Origin of the sequence: Sulfitobacter alexandrii (assembly GCF_001886735.1) — a bacterium.
Classification (GTDB): Bacteria; Pseudomonadota; Alphaproteobacteria; order Rhodobacterales; family Rhodobacteraceae; genus Sulfitobacter; species Sulfitobacter alexandrii.
Genome location: NZ_CP018076.1, coordinates 3,216,808 through 3,231,800 on the forward strand (window position 1 = coordinate 3,216,808; position 14,993 = coordinate 3,231,800).

Genomic DNA, 14,993 nt, shown 5'->3' on the forward strand with positions numbered 1-14,993 from the left:
CGCTTTCCCTTCTAAGATCCGATCAACGTCCGGCCCGCGCCGGTTTGGACGCATGAAACAGCTTGAAGCGCGCGTCCCCGCCCAGTTCCGCGACGTGGCCAAAGCTCTTCTTCAGTTCCGCTTCATACGGCAAATGCCGGTTCGCCACCATCCACAGATTGCCGTTCGGCTGCAACAGGCGCGCGGCAGAGGCGACAAAGGCCTGACCGATCTGCGGTTCGGCGGCCCGGCCCTGATGAAACGGCGGGTTCATCACGATGCTGTCCATCCGGTGGGGCGGCGCCCATTTGGTCGCGTCTTCCCAGTGGAATTTGGCCCGGTCGTCGGTGACGTTGTGGCGCGCGCACTCCAAGGCGCTGTGCCCCGCCTCGACCAGATGGACCGTCTGCACGCTCTCGCGGGTCAGGACATGCGCGGCAAGGAAACCCCACCCCGCCCCGAGGTCGGCCACTTCGGCCCCCAGCTTCTCGGGCAGCGCATCGACCAGCAGCGCCGATGCAAGATCGACCGCATCGGCGGAAAAGACGCCGGGCGCCGTCCAGAATCCGCCGGGCGTCTGCGAGGGCACCTCGGCCCAGTCCGCGAAGAAATCGGTGGCGGAGGCGTCGATCCAGAACAACTTGCCGTGCGCCTTGGATATGGGGCCGTTGATGGTCACCCGGCCCCGCATCTCGCGCAAGATGGAATCGATGCCTTGGGTCTTCTGGCCGTCGATCACCACGACGCCGTCGCAGGTGCCACAGGCCGCCGCGATCAGAGCGCGGGCCTCGGACTTGGCGCGGGGCAGACAGACGACGGCGGCAGCGTAGCGGTCCCGCACCATGCGCACCGCCTTGTAGCCGCGCTCCTGCCAGGCATCGAACAGCGGCTTGAAGTCCTGCACCACGTGGCATCGGTCGCGGTCGATACCCGGCAGCCGTGCGTCCTGCGGGGGGCGGAAAACGGCGATCAGCCCCTCTTCCGGCAGCTCGAGCCCGCCTTGAAGAGCCAGATCCAGACGTGCGTCAATCACACGCTATTCTTCTTTTTCCATCGTGCACTGCAGCGGGTGCTGATGCCGGCGTGCGAAATCCATGACCTGCGCGACCTTGGTCTCCGCGATCTCGTGGCTGAACACGCCGACCACCGCCAGTCCCTTCTTGTGGACCGTCAGCATGATCTCGAACGCCTGCGCGTGATTGAGGCCGAAAAACCGCTCGAGCACGTGCACGACGAACTCCATCGGTGTGAAGTCGTCGTTCAGCAGCAACACCTTGTAGAGTGGCGGCCGCTTCGTCTTGGGCTTGGTCTTGGTCAGCAGATCGGTCTGACCGTCATCGCCCGACCTGTCCGCCATCATGTATTCTTCAGGGCGCATTGCTGCTCCGACAGTTTGCTGTGCGTTGTGAGTCGTGTGTGCGTGTATATAACCTGTTCCCGTTACGAGAAAAGAGGCAGCATGGAAATGGCACCGTCCCTGACCACGATCGGCTTCGACGCCGACGACACGCTCTGGCACAACGAACGGTTCTTTGCCCTCACGCAGGACCACTTTGCCGAACTGCTGGCCGATCACGCGGAAAAACCCCGGCTGATGGAACGGCTGACAGAAGCGGAACGCCGGAACCTGTCGCACTACGGGTTCGGGATCAAGGGGTTCACGCTGTCCATGATCGAAACGGCGATCGAGGTGACGGACGGCCGGGTGCCCGCCGCCGTCATCGGCAAGATCCTCGATGCGGGGCGGGAAATGCTGTCCCACCCGGTCGAACTGCTGCCGGGGGTGGAGGACACCCTCGAATCGCTCCGCCACGACCACAAGCTGATCCTCATCACCAAGGGCGACCTTCTGGACCAGATGCGCAAGGTCGAACAGTCCGGGCTGCGCGACCGTTTCGATGCGATCGAAATCGTCTCGCACAAGACCTCGGCGGAATACGCCGACATCTTCGGCCGTCACGGCACGGGTGCCGATCAGGGCCTGATGGCGGGCAACTCCATGGCGTCCGATGTCCTGCCGATGCTGGACGCGGGCGGCTGGGGCGTGCTGGTGCCGCACACCCTGACCTGGGCGTTGGAACATGCCGCGGCACCGGAGGCCCACCCGAGGTTCTCCGAGATCGCGGACCTGTCGCAGCTTCCCGACCTCGTCAGCGGGTTGAAGTCATCCCACTGAGAGACCGGTGCGCCACGCGCGGCGCAAAAAGGCATATTCGCCGCGTTCTTGCCACATTGTCGCCACAATGGCCCCTATTGTGGCGGCATTTTTTATCGCCCCTAGATGTGGACGAAACGCGCGGCTATTTTCACTGATTTACCAGTGCGTTATGGCTTTCGCGAAATTTTGACCTGTGCTACGCTGTTTGTAATCAAAATGAGGCCAGCCGAAAAATCGGCGGTCCAGAGGCAAAAAAGGCAGGTTCAAAATGAAGGCGCGGCGCATTCAGCCGGCCCGCTTCGGGCTATTTTTCATCGCGGCATTCTGGCTTCTCGTGGTCTTGCCGCTGAGCGCCATCGCAGCCCCCTATGCCGCCTACGTGATCGATGCCCGAACCGGCAAGGTCCTGCATTCCCAGAACGCGGACACCCGGCTTCACCCGGCCTCCCTGACCAAGATGATGACCCTCTACATCGCGTTCGAGGCGATCCAGCGCGGCGAGATCGGCCTTGATACCGAGGTCACGATCTCCAAGAACGCCGCCGCCGAACCGCCCAGCAAGCTGGGCCTGCGCCCCGGTCAGAAGATCAAGCTGCGTTACCTGATCCGCGCGGCCGCGGTGAAGTCGGCCAACGACGCCGCAACCGCCATCGGCGAAGCCATCGAAGGATCCGAGGCCAAGTTCGCCCGCCGCATGAACCGCACCGCCAAGTCGCTGGGCATGACGCGCACGACCTTCAAGAACATGCATGGCCTGACCGAAGCCGGGCACCTGTCGACCGCCCACGACATGACCCTGATGGGGCGTCACCTGCTCTACGATTATCCGCAGTACTACAACCTGTTCTCGCGCATCACCGCCGATGCCGGCGTCAAGAAGGTGAGCCACACCAACCGCCGCTTCCTGTCCTCCTACAAGGGCGCCGACGGGATCAAGACAGGCTATACCCGTGCCGCGGGCTTTAATCTCACCGCCTCCGCCGAACGGGGCAACGAGCGGATTATCGTGACCGTCTTCGGTGGCCAGTCCACCGCGCAGCGCAATGCGAAGGTCGCCGAACTGATGGACCTCGGCTTCCGCCGCGCGCCCTCCAACGCGCCGCTGCGCAAACCCCAGCGCGAGATGGTCTATGCCGATGTCGAGGATGACACGGGCGACAGCGCCGGTGGCGCAGGCAAGACGATCCGCCTCGTGGGCGCGGTCAAGACCTCCAAGCGGCCCCAACTGCGGCCCGGCAGCGCGGCCCCGGTTCTGATGGCCGCCGCCGATCCGGTGGTCAGCGACGCGGACATCACCGCCGCGCTCAAGGAAGCGGTGCAGAGCCCGGCCATCAGCCCGCCCGCCCCGGCCACCGCCGAGGGCGTCGTCACGCTGGCTTCTGCGGCGAAGGTGTCCGCACGGCCCACCATCCGGCCCGAAGCGATGGTGGCCGCGGCGGCCCCCGCCCCGGTCGAGCAGGAAGTCGTCAGCCGTGTCTCCACCTCCGGTGGGCGGCAATGGGGCGTCAACCTGGGCCGCTACCCCAGCCGCTATGCGGCGGAAAAGGTGCTGCTCAAGACCGCGCTGGCCGAAATGGCCACGCTTGACGGCAGCCTGCGCAAGGTCGTCCAGCGGCCGCAGGGCTTCGACGCGAACTTCCTCGGCATGACCCGCGACAGCGCGGATCTCGCCTGCCGCAGGCTGGCCGCCCGCAACATCAACTGCTTCATGATCGGGCCGGGCTGACCGCCTGATCCCGGGCCGCCTCGCGGCGGATCCAGCGCACGAAATCCTTCAACGCGGGCCGCATCACGCCGGGCCGCGTCACCAGGTGATACCCCGACCCCGGCCTGTCCGCACGGTAGAGCTCGCGCAACCGTCCCGCCGCGATGTCCCGCGCCACGAACAGGTGCACCGTCACCGCAACGCCCTGCCCGTCCCGCGCCCCATCCAGCAGCAGGTTGCCCGGCACCTGCATCAGCGCCCGTGGCGCCATGTCCCCCTGCCCCAGGCGGCGCAGCCAGTCCGTGCTTTCCGATGTGCTGGCCTCTTCCAGCCATGGAAACCCCGACAGTTCCTCGACCGGCGGCAGGGGCCCCTCCCCCACCAGCGCCGGCGCCGCCACCACCACCATGGGCGACTGCATCAGCACCTCCGTCTCGAGGCCCGGCCACGACCCGGTGCCGTAGCGGATCGCGATGTCGATCCCGTCGGGCGACAGCTCCGCCAGTGTCGGTGTCGGGTCGAGCCTCAGGCTGGCTTCGGGATGCGCGGCGCGAAAGGAGGGCAACCGCGGCATGAGCCAGGATGCGGCGAACGTCGGCGTGCACGAGATATGCAGGGGCCGGGCATCGCGGGCGCCGGTGATCTCCTGCGCCGCCTCGATCATGGCGGCAAAGCCCGCGTGCAGCGCCTTGGCCAGAACCTCCCCCTGGGGTGTCAGCCGCATGGATCGCCCCGACCGGTCCAGCAGCGCCACGTCGAGATGCGCCTCGAGCGTGCGCAACTGCTGGCTGATCGCGGCATGGCTGACCCCCAGCGCGGTGCCCGCCGCCTGCACGTTGCCGCATTGGGCAAAGGCGGAAAAGGCGCGCAGCGCGGCCAGCGGCGGCAGTGATTTCCAGTCCATATGTAGGCAATCCTTACATGCGGCCATAATCCATGAGTCGCAATAGTGCCTGCTCCGAACGATATGTGAAGGGTCAAAACCGCAACCGGAGGAACCGAAATGTTACATATCTACGCAGCCGCCATTCGCACGGCGACCCGAACCGATGTGCCGGTTCAGGGACAAAGACGGCACCGGTGGCATCCCGGCGGCACGCGCAGGCCGGCTCAGCCGAGGTAGAATGACACGGAAATGCCGGCGCTCCGCCCGGTTCAGGTCGCGGCCTGCAGAAGGGTCCGGGTATAGTCGGTCTGGGGATTGTCGTAGAGATCGTCCGCGGGCCCATACTCGATCACGTCGCCCCGCTTCATCACCAGCACATTGTGCGACATGGCCCGCACCACCCGCAGATCGTGACTGATGAACAGATAGGCCAGCCCGTATTTCTCCTGCAGGTTCCGCAGCAGTTCGACGATCTGGACCTGAACGGTCATGTCGAGCGCGCTCGTCGGCTCGTCCAGAACCAGCAGCTTGGGCCGCAGCACCATGGCGCGGGCGATTGCGATCCGCTGGCGCTGACCGCCGGAGAATTCGTGCGGATAGCGATCCATCGTGGCGGGGTCGAGCCCGACTTCCTCCATCACCTCGTGCACCAGCACGCGCTGATCCTGACCCTTGCCGATGCCGTGAATGCTGAGGCCCTCCGAGATGATCTGGAAGCAGGTCATCCGCGGGCTGAGCGACCCGAAGGGATCCTGGAAAACGATCTGCATGTCCGCCCGCAACCGGCGCAGCTGCCGGGTGGACCACTTGCGCACGTCCTCGCCCATGAAGGTGATCCGCCCCTCCGACTGGATCAGCCGCATGATCGCGAGGGCCAGCGTCGTCTTGCCCGACCCGCTCTCGCCCACGATGCCCAGCGTCTCGCCCGCGCGCACGGACAGCGTCGTGTCGTTCACCGCCTTCACGTGGCCGACGGTACGCCGCAACAGGCCGCGCTGGATCGGAAACCAGACCTTGAGGTTTTCGGTCGATACGATCTCGGGCGCGTCAGCCGGAACAGGTTCGGGACTGCCGGTCGGCTCCGCGCTCAGCAGTTTCAGCGTATAGGGGTGCTGCGGGTTGTCGAAGATGTCGCGCGTCGGCCCCTGCTCGACGATCACGCCCTTCTGCATCACGCAGACCCGGTCGGCGATCCGCCGCACGATGCCCAGATCGTGCGTGATGAACAGCAGGCCCATGCCCTCGCTGTCCTTGAGTTCCTTCAGCAGGTCGAGGATCTGCGCCTGAATGGTCACGTCCAGCGCCGTGGTCGGCTCGTCCGCGATCAGCACGTCCGGCTTGTTGGCCAGCGCCATGGCGATCATCACGCGCTGCCGCTGCCCGCCGGACAGCTGGTGCGGATAGGCGCCCAGCCGGCTTTGCGCATCGTTGATGCCCACCTTCTCCAGCAGTTCGAGAATCCGGCCGCGCGCGTCCTCCCCCACCAGTCCCTGGTGCAACGCGATGCTTTCGCCCAGTTGCTTTTCGATGGTGTGAAGCGGGTTGAGCGATGTCATCGGCTCCTGAAAGATGAAGCTGATGTCGTTGCCCCGGACCTTGCGCAACAGCGCCGCATCCGCGCCAATCATCTGCTGCCCGTCGTAGGTGACGGAACCGGACACCTCGGCGCTGTCGCCCAGCAGCGACACCGTCGAAAGCGCGGAAACCGACTTGCCCGAGCCGCTTTCGCCGACCAGCGCGACCGTTTCGCCCCGTTCGACGGCAAAGGACACGCCGCGCACCGCGTGCACCAGCGCCCCGTCCTGCCGGAACGAGACGTTCAGGTCGCGGACATCCAGAAGAGGTGCGCTCATGCCTGAGCCCCGTGGTCGATTTCTTCGAAGAAATCGGGCCGGAAATTACGTAATTTCCGTGTCCGCGTCATGAGAAGGTCTTTCTGGGGTCAAAGGCGTCGCGAATGCCTTCAAAGATGAAGACCAGCAGCGACAGCATGATGGCGAAGGTGAAGAAGGCCGTGAAGGCCAGCCAGGGCGCCTGGAGGTTCTGCTTGGCCTGCAGGGTCAACTCGCCCAGCGACGGGGCGGAGGACGGCAGGCCGAAGCCGAGGAAGTCGAGAATCGCCAGTGTGCTGATCGTGCCGGTGATGATGAAGGGCAGGAAGGTCAGGGTCGCGACCATGGCGTTGGGCAGCATGTGCCGGAACATGATGGTCATGTTCCCCACCCCCAGCGCCCGCGCCGCCCGCACGTATTCCAGGTTGCGGGCGCGCAGGAATTCGGCCCGCACCACGCCCACGAGACCGGTCCACGAAAACAGGACCAGCAGGAACACCAGCAGCCAGAAACTGCGCCCCAGAATCGCGAACATGATGATGATGACGTAGATCGACGGCGTCGCCGACCAGATCTCGATCACCCGCTGGAAGATCAGGTCCAGCCAGCCGCCGAAAAAGCCCTGCAAGGCGCCGGCGATGATGCCGATCACCGTGGCGGCGCCCGTGACGATCAGGGTGAACAGGATCGACAGGCGGAAGCCGTGGATCACTCGGGCCATGACGTCGCGCTTCGTCCCGTCGGTGCCCAGCCAGTTCTGCCGGTTGGGCGGCAGCGGCGCGGCACCGGGGCGGTCCACGGCGGTGTTGAACGAATAGGGGATGACCGGCCAGATCGACCAGCCGTTCCGGATCTGCTCGCCGTCGATCACCCCGTCCTGGGCATCCTCGTAATAGCCTTCGGGGTCGTCGAAACACAGGTCCATGCCCCCGGTGGCGATCAGACACTTCACTTCGGGGTCGCGATAGACCGCCTCGGTCTGGAAATCGCCGCCGAACGCTGTCTCGGGATAGAAATTGAAGATCGGCATGTAATACTCGCCGCGATAGTTCACGAGGATCGGCTTGTCGTTCGCCACGAACTCCGCGAACAGCGAAATCCCGAACAGCACAGCGAAAATCCACATCGACCAATAGGCGCGGCGGTTGCGGCGGAAATTGTTCCAGCGCCGCCGGTTCAGCGGCGACAGCCAGCCCCGCGGCGCCTTGGTCACGGGCGGCGGCGCATCCTGTCCGGGCGGACGCTGCGGCAACGGGTCGGTCTGGGCCAGGTCGCTCACGTTCAGCCCTCGCGTTTCTCGAAGTCGATGCGCGGGTCCACGGCGACGTACATCAGGTCGGAAACGAGCCCGACCACCAGCCCCATGAGGCCAAAGATGAACAGGGTGCCGAAGACGATCGGATAATCCCGCGCGACGGTCGCCTCGAAGGCCAGCCGCCCCAGACCGTCAAGGCTGAAGATCGTCTCGATGATCAGCGATCCGGTAAAGAAGACGCCGATGAACACGCCGGGGAAACTGGCGATCATGATCAGCATCGCATTGCGGAACACGTGACCGTACAGCACCTTGCGCTCGGACAGGCCCTTGGCCCGCGCGGTGATGACGTACTGCTTCTTGATCTCGTCGAGAAAGCTGTTCTTGGTCAGCAGCGTCAGCGTCGCAAAGGCCCCGATGGTCGAGGCCACGACCGGCAGGGTGATGTGCCAGAAATAATCGACGATCTTGGCGCCGAGGCTCAACTCGCTCCAGTTGTCCGACGTCAGGCCGCGCAGCGGGAATATCTGCCAGTACGACCCACCCGCGAAGAGCACCAGCAGCAGGATGGCGAAAAGGAAGCCCGGAATCGCATAGGCCGCGATGATGGCGCCCGACGTCCATGTGTCGAAGCGGCTGCCATCCCGCACCGCCTTGCGGATGCCCAGCGGGATCGACACCAGATAGGCGATCAGCGTGGACCACAGCCCCAGCGAGATCGACACCGGCAGCTTTTCCTTCACGAGGTCGATCACCCCGATGGAGCGGAAATAGCTCTCGCCGAAGTCGAAGCGCACGTAGTTCCACATCATGTTGAAGAACCGTTCCACCGGCGGCTTGTCGAAACCGAACTCGCGTTCCAGTTCCTCGATGAACTCGGGCGGCAGACCACGTGAGCCCACGTATTCGCTGCCGGTCCCGACACCGGTGTCGCCCGCATCGTTGCCGCCGCTGGCAAAGCCCGCGAAAACATCCCCGCCGCCCTGGATCCGGGCGATGGCCTGTTCCACGGGGCCGCCGGGCACGAATTGTGCCAGGGCGAAGTTCACCAGCATGATCCCGAACAGCGTCGGAATGATCAGCAGCAGCCGTCTGACAATATAGGCGCCCACGCCGCGATTACCTCAGCGCGCCGGCCGCGCGCAGCTCGGCCGCCTTGTCCGCGTTGTACCACCAGAAATCGAGGTAGCCGAGCGCATAGGGCGGGATGTCGGGGTGTTCGTACTGGTCGTAGTACGCGACCCAGTACACGTCGTTGTACCACACCGGGATCATGAAGAACTCGTAGCGCAATGCGCGGTCCAGCGCCCGCAGCGCCGCCGCTTCCTCTTCGGATGTTTCCGCCCGCAGCGATGCTTCGATCAGCGTGTCCACCAACGGGCTGGCGAGCCCGGCGGGGTTGAACAGCGAATACGCCGCGTCTTCCGATCCGAACCGCTGCTTCAGCCCCGTGCCGGTACCGAGGAACGCCGCATATTCGTCGAACACGAGGTCATAATCACGGTCCCGCTCGCGGGTGGTGTATTGCGACGCATCCACCTTTTCGAGCACCGCGTCGATGCCCATGGCCTGAAGGTTGGAGATGAAATTCTCGATGACCGCCGCCAGCGTCGCGGAGCCGGAGGAATTCAGCAGGAACCGCAGTTGCAGCGGCTCGCCCTCGGCGTTCCGGCGCATCCCGGCGTCCCCCACTTCCCAGCCCGCTTCGTCCAGCAGGCGCATGGCGGTCCGCAGGTTGCGGCGGTCCAGCAACCGCTCGGGGCTGGAGGTATGCGGCATCACCGCCTCGTCCGTCAGCAGTTCCGGCGGCACCACGTCGCCGAGGGACTCGAGCAGCGCCAGTTCGTCGCCTTCCGGCACGCCGGTGGCCATCAGCGGCGTGTCCTGCGTAAACGAGGCCCGCTGCTTGAACAGCCCGTACTGCAGCGACTCGTTGGTCCATTCGAAGTTGAAGGCCAGCGCCACGGCCTGCCGGACACGCTTGTCTTGCAGCACCTCGCGACCGAGGTTGAAAACGATGCCGTTCGGTGTGGGGGGCGATCCGTTCGGCAACTCCTCCTTCACGACCTGCCCCTGCTGGACCTTGGGAAAGTCATAGGCACTGGCCCACTGCTTCGAATTGCCCTCCGCGCGGAAAGTGTATTCACCCGCCTTGAACGCCTCGAAGGCGGAATTCTCGTCACCGAAATACTCGATCCGGATCCGGTCGAAGTTGTTCCGCCCGACGTTGAACGGCAGATCCGCGCCCCAGTAATCGGGGTTGCGCTTGTAGACGATGCGGCGGTTCACATCCACGGTCTCGACCATGTAGGGGCCAGACCCCGGCGAAATCTCGAGCCGCCCCTCGTCCAGACGGGCGCCGGTTTCCTCGTACCACTTCTTGGACCACGCAGGCACACCACCCACCTGCTCGATCAGGCTGCGCCGGGACACGCCCTCGGCAAAGTAGAACTTGATCGTGTAATCGTCGATGACCTCCACCTTCGGGATCAGCCGGCGCACCGCCTCCGCATAGGATTGCAGCCCCTGATCCAGCAGCAGGTTGTGCGAGAACGCGATGTCATGCGCCGTCACCGGATCACCGGTCGAGAACTTGGCATCCTTGCGCATGTAGAAGATCACCCAGTCCTTGCTGGGCGGATACTCGAGGCTTTCGCACAGCAGGCAGTAGTATTCCGAATAGACATCGGCCGGGGCCGGCGCGTTCACCCCTTCGCCCAGCAGGCTTTCGTACATCACCGTGCTGAGCGCCCCGCCGCGCCCCTTGCGCGTGTAGGGGTTCATCGAATCGAAGGTGCCCAGCGTCGAGATCGAAATCTCGCCGCCCTTGGGCGCATCCGGGTTCACGTAGTCGAAGTGGCTGTAATCCTCGGGGTACTTGAGATCGCCGAAAAAGGAGTAGCCGTGGCTCTTGATGGTCTCTTCCTGCGCGGCGGCGGCCGTGCCGACGATCAGCGACAGCCCGATAACCAGCAGCGCGCTCCACGCCGTCCAGAGCCGTCTTGTGGAGGTCAGTTCGGCGGCGCGGGACTGGGGTCGGATCATCAGGCTCTCCTTTGAGGGTCTCAAATCGTCGTTCAAACCAGATGTAAGCTAAAGGCCAATGCAGCCAAGATACAAGTTGCGAATATGTAATCTTGGGCCCGCCCGGCCCCGGATACGCAAAAGGCCGCCCCGAATGGACGGCCCTTCACGAAATTTTCATTTTTATCAGCCGCCTAGGCTGTCGAGATAGGCAATCACATTGGCGCGATCTTCGGGCTTGTTCAGACCCGCGAAACCCATCGTGGTCCCCGGCGCCCAGCCTTTCGGATCGGTCAGGAACGCGCTGAGCTTCTCGGGCTCCCACGCGCCTTCCTTGTCGGACAGGCCGCCGGAATAGCTGAAGCCGTCGACAGAGGCGATGTCACGCCCGACGACGCCGTTCAGGTGCGGGCCGACCGCATCGGTGCCGTCAACCTTGTGACAGGCGGAGCACTTGCGGAAAACGCTTTCGCCCTTGCCGGGATCGGCCGCTTCCATCAGCGCGGCGAAATCGATCTCTTCCTCGGGCTCCTCGGTCTCAGCGCTGGCAACTTCGATGACATAGGATTGCTCGCCATGTGCCTCGGCATGATAGATCTCTTCGCCGGCCCATTTGCCCAGCAGCAGGATCAGCCATGCACCGAAGAGGCCGCCGGCAATTTTTGTCAGTGTCATCGTATCGAACATGGGCGTGGTCCATTACTTCTGTGGCTTTCGTTGGCGGGTATCTATTGCTTTCCCTCTCGCGGGGCAAGGTGTAGTTACCGCGACCAAACGCCCCTCTCGGGCAATTCGCCGAAGGAAGATCACGAACATGGCAGAGACCCCGCCGCGCATCGCCTTTCAGGGCGCCCTGGGTGCCTATTCGCACGAGGCCTGCCTGCAGGCCAACCCCGAGATGATTCCCGTGCCCTGCACCACCTTCGAAGGTGTGATCCGGGCGGTGCGCGAAAACCGGGCGGACCTCGCGATGCTGCCGGTCGAAAACACTACCTACGGCCGGGTCGCGGACATCCACCGCCTGCTGCCGCAAAGCGGGCTGCGCATCATCGCCGAAGCCTTCGTGCGGGTGCGCATCGCCCTCATGGCCCGGCCCGGCGTCCGGCTGGAAGACGTCAAGCACGTCCGCGCCCACATGGTGCTGCTGCCCCAGGCGCAAAGCTTTCTCGACGCGCATGGCATCACCTCCGAGGCGGCGGCGGACAGCGCCGGGGCCGCCGCCGACCTCGCCGAATCCGCGGACAGTACCGAAGGCGTGCTGGCCAGCGAAGTCGCCGCCGACATCCACGGCCTCGACGTGCTGGCCCGCGACATCGAGGACATGGACCACAACACCACCCGTTTCCTGCTGATGTCCCCCCGGATCGACACGACACGCCGCGCGGACAAGATGCTGACGACCTTCGTCTTCGAGGTGCGCAACATTCCCGCCGCGCTCTACAAGGCGATGGGCGGCTTCGCGACCAACGGCGTCAACATGACGAAACTGGAAAGCTACATGGTCGGCGGCTCCTTCACGGCGACGCAATTCTACGCCGACATCGAAGGCCACCCCGAAGACCCCGCCGTCAAACGGGCGCTGGACGAACTGGGATACTTCACCAACATGCTGAACATCCTGGGTGTCTATCCTGCACACCCCGATCGCGGATGACGCAGTCCAGCCGGCCTCGACCCGCCGGCGTCACCTGCACCGGCAAAAGGCGCGCGCGATGACAGCCGCGTTCGCGAAGATGGCGCGCCGTGCGGGGCTCTGGCTGATGCTCGCGCCGTTCCTCGTGCTGTCGCTGATTTCCGATGCGGTGATGCCGGTCGCGACCGACCGCGGGATCCGGATGGTGCTTTGCACCGGTACCGAGATGGTCGAGATCCTCGTCGATCCGGACAGCGGCCAACCTGTTGATCCGTCGGACGCGGACGACACGCCGCCGCGCTGCGACTGGTCGGCGGCGCACCCGGCCTTCGCCCCCGCAGCCCCCACCGTGATCGCGGCGATCGCCGCGAATGTCACCGTCATCGCACCCGCGATTCCCCCGACGATCCTGTCCCACGCCGGCCCGACCGGCCTGCCTCCTGCCACCGGGCCTCCCGCGACGATCTGATTTCCCTCGAAACTCAGATTCATTCCAAGGAGGTCTCATGACCGACACGACACTCGGAGCCCGCTCTCCGGCGGCGCGCCCTGCAAGCGCATTCTACTTCATCGCGTGGCGCTGGCATTTCTACGCCGGCCTCTACGTCATCCCCTTCCTCTGCATGCTGGCCCTGACCGGCCTGACCATGCTCTGGATCTCGTGGTCCGCCGGCCTCGGGGCCGAACGCATGGCGGTCACCCCGGCCGGCAATCCGCTGCCCCTTGCCGAGCTACAGGCGACGGCCGAGGCTTCGATCCCCGGCAGCCGGGCGGTGCAATACGTCTCCCCCCTCGCGGAGAACCGGGTCGCATCCTTCGCCGTCGACGCCGGCGGCGTCAGGACCGGCGTCGCGCTCGATCCCTACAGAGGCACGGTGCTGCACAGCTTCCCGTGGCGCGCGGGGTGGTACGACTTCGCCAACGACATACACGGCTCGCTGCTGCTGGGCACCGTCGGCGACTGGCTGATCGAGATCGCGGCAAGCCTCGCCATCGTGCTGATCGCCAGCGGGCTCTACCTGCACTGGCCCCGTGGCGGCACAGGCTGGCGCAAGGCACTGGCGCCCCAATTGCGGTCACGGGGCCGCGGCTTCTGGAAATCGCTGCACGGGGTGACAGGGTTCTGGATATCCCTGCTCCTGCTGGTCTTTTTGGTCTCGGGTCTCAGCTGGGCCGGGGTCTGGGGCACCCAGATGATGCAGGCCTGGAACACCTTCCCGGCCGAGAAATGGGGCGCGCCGACCTCGGATGCCACCCATGCCTCGATGAACCACGGCACGGCGGAGGAGGTCCCCTGGGGCCTCGAACAGACGCCCATGCCGGCGTCCGGGTCGCTCGCCGGTGTCACGGCGATCCGGGGCGATGTCACGCTCGACAAGGTCGCCGATTTCGCCCGCACCCTCGGCTTCGACGGCCGTTTCCAGATCAACCTGCCCGCGGACGAAAGCGGGGTCTGGACGATCAGCCATGACAGCATGTCCAACGACGGACCGGACCCGACCGCCGACCGGACGCTGCACATCGACCGCTACACCGGCAACGTGCTGGCCGACGTGCGCTTCGCCGATTATTCCCCCTATGCCAAGGCGATGGCCGTGGGGATCGCCTTTCACGAAGGGGATCTTGGCGTCTGGAACCTGATGCTCAACACCCTGTTCTGTCTTTCGGTGATCGTGGTGTCGCTTTCGGGCCTCGTGATGTGGTGGAAAAGGCGTCCCGTTTCGGCCCGCGGCCTCGCCGCCCCGCCGCGACCCGCCGATGCGCCCTTCTGGAAGGGCGCGGCCCTGCTGGTCGTGGCGCTGGGTGTCCTGTTCCCGCTGGGCGGTGCCGCTATCCTCGCCGCGCTCCTGATCGACGTGACGCTGCTGCGGCTTCTGCCGGGGATGAGGCGCGCGCTCTCCTGAGGCGCATCAGGCGGCGGCCCCACGGGGCCGCTGCTCCGACGCCGCGGGCGTTAGCGGTGCGCAACCAATGGCGGCATCCCCGCGCTGCGACGGATCACGCCGTGCGCGAATGCCGTTCCTCCATCTGCCGCGCGAATTCCGCGACCCGCAGCTTGTACTTCTTCGTCAGGGAGTTCTTGGCCAATTTCATCGACTGCACCAGCAACCGGGCGCTCAGGTTCAGGGGCTTCACCTCGAGCTCGACAAGGACGCGGGTCCGGGAACGCGACAGGGGCATCAACTCGAACGTCATCGTGCCCAGCAGCCCGGGCGAAGTGCTTTCCAGCACCATCTCGTTGGGGCGGTCGTAGGTCACCATTTCCAGTTCCATCTCCCGGCGCTTGCCGCGCAGGTCGAAAGCGACCCGCCAGGTCATGCCGGGGCCCGGCACCCTCTTGTCGTCGACGCGCTGCACCTCGGCCCCCCGACGCATCGCGGAGCGTTCGAAAGTCTCGAAATCACTGAGCATCGCGAAGACCGCATCTATCGGTGCCTCCACGTCTTCCTTCGTCGAAAACTTCATGCTGTCGTCCCGATCTGCGCTGCCTCGTCCGCGTGGCCCGACGTTCCATGCGGGC

At 65.1% G+C, this 14,993-nt stretch carries 14 protein-coding genes; 5 read left to right on the forward strand and 9 right to left on the reverse strand.

Features of this window, described 5'->3' with window-relative positions; all coding sequences use genetic code 11:
- Positions 1 to 22 precede the first annotated feature (22 nt).
- Positions 23 to 1,012, reverse strand: a complete 990-nt coding sequence (locus BOO69_RS15725; RefSeq protein ID WP_071973029.1) for a class I SAM-dependent methyltransferase — start codon at positions 1,010 to 1,012, stop codon at positions 23 to 25.
- 3 nt (positions 1,013 to 1,015) lie between these two features.
- A complete protein-coding gene (gene clpS, locus BOO69_RS15730; RefSeq protein WP_071973030.1) occupies positions 1,016 to 1,357 on the reverse strand; it encodes an ATP-dependent Clp protease adapter ClpS in 342 nt (113 codons plus the stop codon).
- A gap of 87 nt (positions 1,358 to 1,444) precedes the next feature.
- Between clpS and BOO69_RS15735 the strand changes: the two genes are divergently transcribed.
- Positions 1,445 to 2,155, forward strand: coding sequence for an HAD family hydrolase (locus BOO69_RS15735; RefSeq protein ID WP_071973866.1), 711 nt, complete (start codon positions 1,445 to 1,447; stop codon positions 2,153 to 2,155).
- Between the two features lie 250 nt (positions 2,156 to 2,405).
- Positions 2,406 to 3,863, forward strand: a complete 1,458-nt coding sequence (locus tag BOO69_RS15740; RefSeq protein ID WP_071973031.1) for a D-alanyl-D-alanine carboxypeptidase family protein — start codon at positions 2,406 to 2,408, stop codon at positions 3,861 to 3,863.
- Here BOO69_RS15740 and BOO69_RS15745 read toward each other — a convergent pair.
- The 6 genes from BOO69_RS15745 to BOO69_RS15770 all read right to left on the reverse strand — a co-directional run bounded on the left by BOO69_RS15745 (position 3,844) and on the right by BOO69_RS15770 (position 11,526).
- Entirely contained in the window at positions 3,844 to 4,746 is a 903-nt protein-coding gene (locus BOO69_RS15745) for a LysR family transcriptional regulator (RefSeq protein WP_071973032.1), read from the reverse strand. The two genes, BOO69_RS15740 and BOO69_RS15745, sit on opposite strands and share 20 nt — an antisense overlap.
- Before the next feature lie 251 nt (positions 4,747 to 4,997).
- Entirely contained in the window at positions 4,998 to 6,581 is a 1,584-nt protein-coding gene (locus BOO69_RS15750; RefSeq protein WP_071973033.1) for an ABC transporter ATP-binding protein, read from the reverse strand.
- A 67-nt stretch (positions 6,582 to 6,648) separates the two neighbouring features.
- Positions 6,649 to 7,773, reverse strand: coding sequence for an ABC transporter permease (locus BOO69_RS15755; RefSeq protein WP_172839571.1), 1,125 nt, complete (start codon positions 7,771 to 7,773; stop codon positions 6,649 to 6,651).
- 68 nt (positions 7,774 to 7,841) lie between these two features.
- On the reverse strand, positions 7,842 to 8,927 hold the full coding sequence (locus tag BOO69_RS15760) for a microcin C ABC transporter permease YejB (RefSeq protein WP_071973034.1): 1,086 nt from the start codon (positions 8,925 to 8,927) through the stop codon (positions 7,842 to 7,844).
- A 7-nt stretch (positions 8,928 to 8,934) separates the two neighbouring features.
- Positions 8,935 to 10,860 (reverse strand): extracellular solute-binding protein, encoded by a 1,926-nt coding sequence (locus tag BOO69_RS15765; protein ID WP_071973035.1) that lies wholly within the window; start codon positions 10,858 to 10,860, stop codon positions 8,935 to 8,937.
- A 165-nt stretch (positions 10,861 to 11,025) separates the two neighbouring features.
- Positions 11,026 to 11,526, reverse strand: a complete 501-nt coding sequence (locus BOO69_RS15770; RefSeq protein ID WP_071973036.1) for a c-type cytochrome — start codon at positions 11,524 to 11,526, stop codon at positions 11,026 to 11,028.
- 127 nt (positions 11,527 to 11,653) lie between these two features.
- Between BOO69_RS15770 and BOO69_RS15775 the strand changes: the two genes are divergently transcribed.
- From BOO69_RS15775 to BOO69_RS15785, 3 genes are read left to right on the forward strand one after another with little or no spacing between them, the layout of a single operon-like run.
- Positions 11,654 to 12,493, forward strand: a complete 840-nt coding sequence (locus BOO69_RS15775; protein WP_071973037.1) for a prephenate dehydratase — start codon at positions 11,654 to 11,656, stop codon at positions 12,491 to 12,493.
- Positions 12,494 to 12,551: 58 nt separating this feature from the next.
- The gene (locus BOO69_RS15780; RefSeq protein ID WP_071973038.1) at positions 12,552 to 12,941 is read left to right on the forward strand and encodes a hypothetical protein; all 390 of its coding nucleotides are present in this window, start codon (positions 12,552 to 12,554) and stop codon (positions 12,939 to 12,941) included.
- Positions 12,942 to 12,978: 37 nt separating this feature from the next.
- Entirely contained in the window at positions 12,979 to 14,376 is a 1,398-nt protein-coding gene (locus BOO69_RS15785; protein WP_071973039.1) for a PepSY-associated TM helix domain-containing protein, read from the forward strand.
- A 94-nt stretch (positions 14,377 to 14,470) separates the two neighbouring features.
- Here BOO69_RS15785 and BOO69_RS15790 read toward each other — a convergent pair whose 3' ends face one another.
- Positions 14,471 to 14,938, reverse strand: a complete 468-nt coding sequence (locus BOO69_RS15790) for an SRPBCC family protein (protein ID WP_071973040.1) — start codon at positions 14,936 to 14,938, stop codon at positions 14,471 to 14,473.
- Positions 14,939 to 14,993: the final 55 nt, after the last annotated feature.

What these genes read in the sequence shown, in the direction of transcription:
- clpS (WP_071973030.1), bottom strand. Translation starts at nt 1,357, where the DNA reads ATGCGCCCTGAAGAATACATGATGGCGGACAGGTCGGGCGATGACGGT.
- BOO69_RS15735 (WP_071973866.1), top strand. Translation starts at nt 1,445, where the DNA reads ATGGCACCGTCCCTGACCACGATCGGCTTCGACGCCGACGACACGCTC.
- BOO69_RS15740 (WP_071973031.1), top strand. Translation starts at nt 2,406, where the DNA reads ATGAAGGCGCGGCGCATTCAGCCGGCCCGCTTCGGGCTATTTTTCATC.
- BOO69_RS15745 (WP_071973032.1), bottom strand. Translation starts at nt 4,746, where the DNA reads ATGGACTGGAAATCACTGCCGCCGCTGGCCGCGCTGCGCGCCTTTTCC.
- BOO69_RS15750 (WP_071973033.1), bottom strand. Translation starts at nt 6,581, where the DNA reads ATGAGCGCACCTCTTCTGGATGTCCGCGACCTGAACGTCTCGTTCCGG.
- BOO69_RS15765 (WP_071973035.1), bottom strand. Translation starts at nt 10,860, where the DNA reads ATGATCCGACCCCAGTCCCGCGCCGCCGAACTGACCTCCACAAGACGG.
- BOO69_RS15770 (WP_071973036.1), bottom strand. Translation starts at nt 11,526, where the DNA reads ATGTTCGATACGATGACACTGACAAAAATTGCCGGCGGCCTCTTCGGT.
- BOO69_RS15775 (WP_071973037.1), top strand. Translation starts at nt 11,654, where the DNA reads ATGGCAGAGACCCCGCCGCGCATCGCCTTTCAGGGCGCCCTGGGTGCC.
- BOO69_RS15780 (WP_071973038.1), top strand. Translation starts at nt 12,552, where the DNA reads ATGACAGCCGCGTTCGCGAAGATGGCGCGCCGTGCGGGGCTCTGGCTG.
- BOO69_RS15785 (WP_071973039.1), top strand. Translation starts at nt 12,979, where the DNA reads ATGACCGACACGACACTCGGAGCCCGCTCTCCGGCGGCGCGCCCTGCA.
- BOO69_RS15790 (WP_071973040.1), bottom strand. Translation starts at nt 14,938, where the DNA reads ATGAAGTTTTCGACGAAGGAAGACGTGGAGGCACCGATAGATGCGGTC.